Annotated in this window: 4 protein-coding genes; all 4 read left to right on the top strand. The window is 72.8% G+C overall.

Features of this window, described 5'->3' with window-relative positions:
• Nucleotides 1-244 precede the first annotated feature (244 nt).
• Nucleotides 245-448: a cold-shock protein gene (locus ACFQ8C_RS28690; protein ID WP_007502648.1), complete on the top strand. Its 204-nt coding sequence runs from the start codon at nucleotides 245-247 to the stop codon at nucleotides 446-448.
• 89 nt (nucleotides 449-537) lie between these two features.
• The gene (locus ACFQ8C_RS28685) at nucleotides 538-2,214 is read left to right on the top strand and encodes a DEAD/DEAH box helicase (protein WP_383462735.1); all 1,677 of its coding nucleotides are present in this window, start codon (nucleotides 538-540) and stop codon (nucleotides 2,212-2,214) included.
• Between the two features lie 327 nt (nucleotides 2,215-2,541).
• Nucleotides 2,542-3,702 (top strand): ROK family protein, encoded by a 1,161-nt coding sequence (locus tag ACFQ8C_RS28680; protein WP_383462732.1) that lies wholly within the window; start codon nucleotides 2,542-2,544, stop codon nucleotides 3,700-3,702.
• Nucleotides 3,703-3,971: 269 nt separating this feature from the next.
• A complete protein-coding gene (locus tag ACFQ8C_RS28675) occupies nucleotides 3,972-5,831 on the top strand; it encodes a glycoside hydrolase family 5 protein (RefSeq protein ID WP_383462779.1) in 1,860 nt (619 codons plus the stop codon).
• The last annotated feature ends 41 nt before the right edge of the window (nucleotides 5,832-5,872 follow it).

Below are 5,872 nucleotides of genomic sequence, written 5' to 3'. Positions count from 1 at the left end.
TGACCCGCCCGTCCCCGTCGAAACCCGGATCCGTCACTCCTCTCCTGCCCGCACCACACCTCGGCACCCCCACGGCGCGCTCGCCGACCCGACACCGGCCCGCCGGACTGTGCTACGGTTTCGGCGTTGCAGTTGTGGTACCCATGAACCTATGTGCGCCTGACCGGAATGCTTTTCCGCGGGCGCATATTTCGTTTTTACCGGCATCTCCGGATGGGGCCTCTGCCTACAGAAGGAGAAGGTCATGGCACAGGGAACCGTGAAGTGGTTCAACTCGGAAAAGGGCTTCGGCTTCATCGAGCAGGACGGTGGCGGTCCGGACGTGTTCGCCCACTACTCGAACATCGCCACCCAGGGCTTCCGTGAGCTCCAGGAAGGCCAGCGCGTCAGCTTCGACGTCACGCAGGGCCAGAAGGGCCCGCAGGCGGAGAACATCGTCCCCGCCTAATCGCCGGACATCCGTCCGTCGCTCGCCGGGGTCCGCACCTTCGTGGTGCGGACCCCGGTTTGTGCTGTTCGAAGAAAGGCAGATCGTTTATGTCCCGCAGGCCCCGGAAGTCGAGCAAGCGAGGCTCCGCTCCCCTCTCGGCTCCTTCCTCGGCTCCGGTCGGCGAGTTCCGCATGCCGGAGAGCGCGACGCCCGCCCTCCCCGCCGTGGACGACTTCGCCGCACTGGACATGCCGGCGGGACTGCTCGCGACCCTCGCCGCACAGGGCGTGACCACGCCCTTCCCGATCCAGGGCGCCACCCTGCCCGACTCGCTCGCCGGCCGTGACGTGCTGGCGCGAGGGCGGACCGGTTCCGGCAAGACCCTCGCCTTCGGGCTCGCGCTGCTGGCCCGCACCGCCGGGCGGCGGGCCGAGTCCAGGGCGCCGCTCGCGCTCGTCCTGGTGCCCACCCGCGAGCTGGCGCAGCAGGTCACGGACTCGCTGGCCCCGTACGCGACCGCGGTGAACCTGCGGATGACCACCGTCGTCGGCGGCCTCTCGATCACCAAGCAGGCCGCCACGCTGCGGCGCGGCGTCGAGGTCGTCGTGGCGAGCCCCGGCCGGCTCAACGACCTCGTCGAGCGCGGCGACTGCGTCCTCGACGACGTCGCCATCACGGTCCTGGACGAAGCCGACCAGATGACCGACATGGGCTTCCTGCCGCAGATCACCAAGCTGATCAAGCAGGTGCGGGACGACGGGCAGCGGATGCTCTTCTCCGCCACCCTGGACCGCAACATCGACCAGCTGGTGAAGCGCTTCCTGACCGACCCCGTGGTGCACTCCGTCGACCCGTCCGCGGGCGCGGTGACCACGATGGAGCACCACGTCCTCCACCTGCAGGACGTCACCGACAAGAAGGCCGTCACCACCCGCATCGCGGCCCGCGACGGCCGGGTCATCCTCTTCCTCGACACCAAGCGGTCGGCCGACCGGCTCGCCAAGCGGCTGCTGTCCGTCGGCGTCCGCGCGGCGGCCCTGCACGGCGGCCGCACCCAGCCGCAGCGCAACCGGACCCTGGAGCAGTTCAAGAACGGCCAGGTCACCGCGCTGGTGGCGACGAACGTCGCGGCTCGCGGCATCCACGTCGACGACCTCGACCTCGTCGTGAACGTCGACCCGCCGGCCGACCACAAGGACTACCTCCACCGGGGCGGCCGCACCGCCCGCGCCGGTGGCTCCGGCAGCGTCGTCACGCTGGTCCTGCCCGAGCAGAAGCACGAGGTCACGAAGCTCATGCGGGACGCGGGCATCCAGCCCCGTACGGCCCGGCTGAGGTCGAGTGACGAGGAGCTGGCCACCCTCACCGGCGCCCGCGAGCCGTCCGGCGTCGCCGTCACCATCGAGGTGCCCCAGCAGGCCGCCCCGGCGGCCTCCCGAGCCGCCCGCAAGCCCGCCGGCGAAGGCGGCTCCCGGCCGCCGCGCCGACGCCGTGGTGGCGGCGGTGGCGGCGCCAAGGCAGGCGCCGGTGCCGAGGGCGGTGCCGGCGGCACCACGGCCGGTGGGCGGACCTCCGCGGGCGGCGGGCGCGCCGCCGCGGCCGGTGGGCGGACCTCCACCGGCGGCGGGCGGGCCGCCGCGGCCGGTGGGCGCGGCACCGCTCGGCGTACCGGATCCGCCGGGACGGGCGCCGCCAAGGGTGACGCCCCCGCCAAGTCCCCGCGTGGCGGCGAGCGGCGGCCGCGCCGGCGCACCTCCTCGCAGGGCGGCGCGTCGGAGCGCTGACCCGCTCCCCTGGCCCGCGATCGAGGACAGGGATGACGGCCGATCGTGTCCCGGGCGGATCCCATGGATCCGCCCGGGTTCCGTTTTTCCGGACGCGGAAGGACGACGTCCGTCTTCGGCCGGTGGGGGAGAGCACGGGAGCACCCGGGGCGAAGCCCTCGCGGAGGCGGACCTGGCGCCGGTGCACGCGCTCCGGCTGGTTCCCCGGGGGTCCCGTGCGGTCCGGGTGGGGACGGAACGGTGCGTAAGTGACTCGGCAGTAGGTTTTTCGGCCGGATCCGAAATGAATACTGGACCAAGTTATTTATTGGCCAGTACGGTGCCGCCGTGTTCCCGAGCCTCGCACCTCCCCTCGTCACCGCCCCGGCCGAGACGTCGGTGTTCGCCCTGCTGCTCGCCGAAGGTCCGCTGAGCCGGGTCGAGTTGGCGCGCCGCACCGGCCTGTCGTCGACCGCCGTCACCAAGGCGGCCCGGCCGCTGCTCGACGACGGCTATCTGCACGAGCTCCCTCCGGAGCGCACCGCCCCGGGGGCCGGACGGCCCGTCAACCCGCTGGCGGTGACGGCGGACCGGGAGTTCTTCGCCGGGGTCAAGATCAGTGCCGACGCCCTCTACGGCGCGGTCTGCGACCTGCGGGCCGGCCTGCGCGTGACCGCCGGCCGTGCTCTCGGCGAGGACCGGGGGCCGGTCGCCGTGAGCGCCCTGATCGAGGAGTTGGTGGACGAACTCCTCGACGCGCGGCCGGAGTTCCGCGAACGCACCCGGCACCTCGGCATCGCGGTCTCCGGTGACGTGGACCGGACCGCCGGCCGGGTGCGCTACTCGGTGCTCCCCGGCTGGCAGGACGTGCCGCTCGCCGAGGCGATGACGCGGGCCACCGGCCTGGCCGTCGTCGTGGAGAACGACGTGAAGGCCCTCACCGCGGCCGAGCACTGGTTCGGCGAGGGCATCGGCACCGAGTACTTCGCGCTGGTCACCATCGGCGCGGGCATCGGCTCCGGACTGGTCGTCAACGGGCGCCTGATCACCGGCGCCTACGGTGTCGCGGGCGAGATGGGACACATCGGCATCGACCCGTCCGGACCCCGGTGCCACTGCGGCCAGGTGGGCTGTGTGGAGGCGGTCGCCTCCACCGGCGCCATCCTCGCCGAGGTCCGGTCCGGGACCGGTCGCCAGGACCTGGACTTCGACGCCGCCGTGCGGCTGGCGCGCGAGGGGGACCCCGTCGCCCGCGTGGTCTTCGCCCGCGCCGGACGGGCCATCGGCACCGGCATCGGGATCCTGGTCAATCTGCTCGGACCGGAGCGCGTCGTCGTCACCGGCGAGGGACTGGAGACGTACGACCTCTTCGGCGAACACATCAAGGACGCCTACGCGGAGCACTGCTTCAAGGCGGCGGCCCGCTGCCCCCTGACGCTGCGTCCGCTCCCCTGGGAGGAGTGGGCGAGGGGCGCCGCGGTCCTCGGCATCGAGGCGCTCTTCCCGTGACCGGCCCGGGGGACTCCCCTCGGCGCCCCGGCCCGCTCCCCCCAGTCTCCCCGGGCGTCCCGTCCGGGGTCCGCACCGCCCCGTTCCCTCACCCCACTCCTCTCGGAGGGATGAACGTGCGATTCACTGGACCACCCCGCCCGCCGGGCGCCCCACGGCCGCCGCGTACGCGTGCCCTGCCGGCGCTCCTCGCCACCGCGGCGCTCCTCGCCGTCGCCGTCCCCGGCGCCGCGGCGGCCCCCGAACGGTCCCCGGTCTCCGGGACGTCGATGGCCCCCGGACCGTCCGCGGCCCTTGCCGCGCCGGTGTCGGCGCCGCTGACGGGCGAGCAGCTCGCCGCCTCCTGGACCGCCCCGCTCTCCACCCGCGACCGGTACGTCGTCGACGCCGACGGCGACCGCTTCAAGCTGAGGTCCGGCAACTGGGCCGGGGCGCAGGGCACCTACGAGGGCAGCGGTGACGTCGGCGACCCGGCCAACCACCAGGCCGACCAGATGTCCCACAACATCCCGCTCGGCCTGGACCGCGTCCCGATCGACCGGATCCTCGCCGACTTCCACGCCCTCGGCCTCAACAGCATCCGGCTGCCCTTCGCCAACGCGCTGGTCCACGACACCACGCCGGTGCCCGACGCCGCGGTCGCGGCGAACCCGCAGCTCAAGGGGAAGACTCCGCTCCAGATCCTCGACGCCGTGATCGCGGACCTCACCGACGACGGTTTCGCGGTCATCCTCAACAACCACACCACCAGCTACCGCTTCTGCTGCGCCCTCGACGGCAACGAGCGCTGGAACAGCGGCCAGACCACCCGCCAGTGGATCGACGACTGGGTCTTCCTCGCCAAGCGCTACCGGGACAACCAGCGGGTCGTCGGCGCCGACCTGCGCAACGAGGTCCGCCGCGACACCTGGAACGACCCCAACTGGGGCTGGGGCGACGACCACGACCTCAACCAGGCGTACGAGCAGGCAGGCAACGAGATCCTCCGGGCCGACCCCGACCTCCTCATCGTCATGGAGGGCATCAACTGGCAGGGCATCCCCACCGACCTGACGCCCCACGGCCGGCCCACCCTCACCCCCGTCGCCACCCTCTCCAACACCCTCATACGCTCCGACAAGCTCGTGTACGCCGCCCACTTCTACGGCTACACGGGCCCCCACCACTCCGGTGCCACCGGCATGGGCGAGACCACCGACCCTCGCTACGAGGACCTCACCCCCGACGAGCTCGTGAAGGTCGTCGACGACCAGGCGCTGTTCGTCACCCGCTCCGGCCAGCACTTCACCGCACCCGTGTGGATCAGCGAGTTCGGCGCCGGAGGCCGCGGCGACCTCGATGCCAGGGAACGCGACTGGTTCTCCCGCTTCACCGACATCCTGGTCCGCAACGACAGCGACTTCGCCATCTGGCCCCTGGTCGGCTGGACCGGCTCCGACGGCAGGCCGCAGGACAGCTGGGCGCTGATCAGCTACAGCGCGTCCGGCGAACGCCTCAGCCTGCTGGAGCCCGGCGACTGGCGCACCCCCGACTGGACCGAGCTCGTCACGGCGCCCTCCCGTTCGGGACCGGTCCCGGTCGCGCCCCGCTGGAACATGCTCGACCTCGACCACACCGACTACGTCGTCTCCGCCACCATGCTGGCCAAGCCCGACTGGTCACCCGGCAACCGCAAGGGCAACTGCCCCGACACCCAGCGCCTCGTCGGCCTCGGCCGCGGCGACAGCCGGGGCCTGTGCACCGACGCCGGGCAGCCGGCGAAGGCCGGCGGGGAGTGGACGGTCGTCACCGACGAGCGGTACGTCAAGGGCGGTGACTGGGCCAGTGGTTACAACAAGCTCCAGTGCCCCGACCGGAGCTTCGCCGTCGGCTACAGCGTGAAGGACGACGCCATGGCGGCCCTCCTCTGCGCCCCCGCCGCCACGGCCCTGCCCACCACGGGCCGCGTGCTCTGGTTCGACCGGGGCGACAACCGGCCCGCCGTCGGAGGATCGAACGCCAGCGACTGGGCGCCCGGACAGTACAAGGGCCAGTGCGGCGACCACGAGTACGTCGCCGGTGTCGCCTCCACCTGGAAGTGGCTGCACTACGGCGTCCCCGACGCCCTGCTGTGCCGCCCGCTGGCCTGACACGCCGCACGGCCGAGGCCTCCGCCCCCGGGACCCCGGGC

The sequence above is a fragment of the Streptomyces sp. NPDC056503 genome, assembly GCF_042794995.1.
In the GTDB taxonomy this organism is placed as follows: domain Bacteria; phylum Actinomycetota; class Actinomycetes; order Streptomycetales; family Streptomycetaceae; genus Streptomyces.
This window is presented reverse-complemented; position numbering and strand designations above follow the sequence as displayed.

Coding starts and splice junctions, on each gene's coding strand:
- ACFQ8C_RS28690 (WP_007502648.1), top strand. CDS start 245: ATGGCACAGGGAACCGTGAAGTGGTTCAACTCGGAAAAGGGCTTCGGC.
- ACFQ8C_RS28685 (WP_383462735.1), top strand. CDS start 538: ATGTCCCGCAGGCCCCGGAAGTCGAGCAAGCGAGGCTCCGCTCCCCTC.
- ACFQ8C_RS28675 (WP_383462779.1), top strand. CDS start 3,972: ATGGCCCCCGGACCGTCCGCGGCCCTTGCCGCGCCGGTGTCGGCGCCG.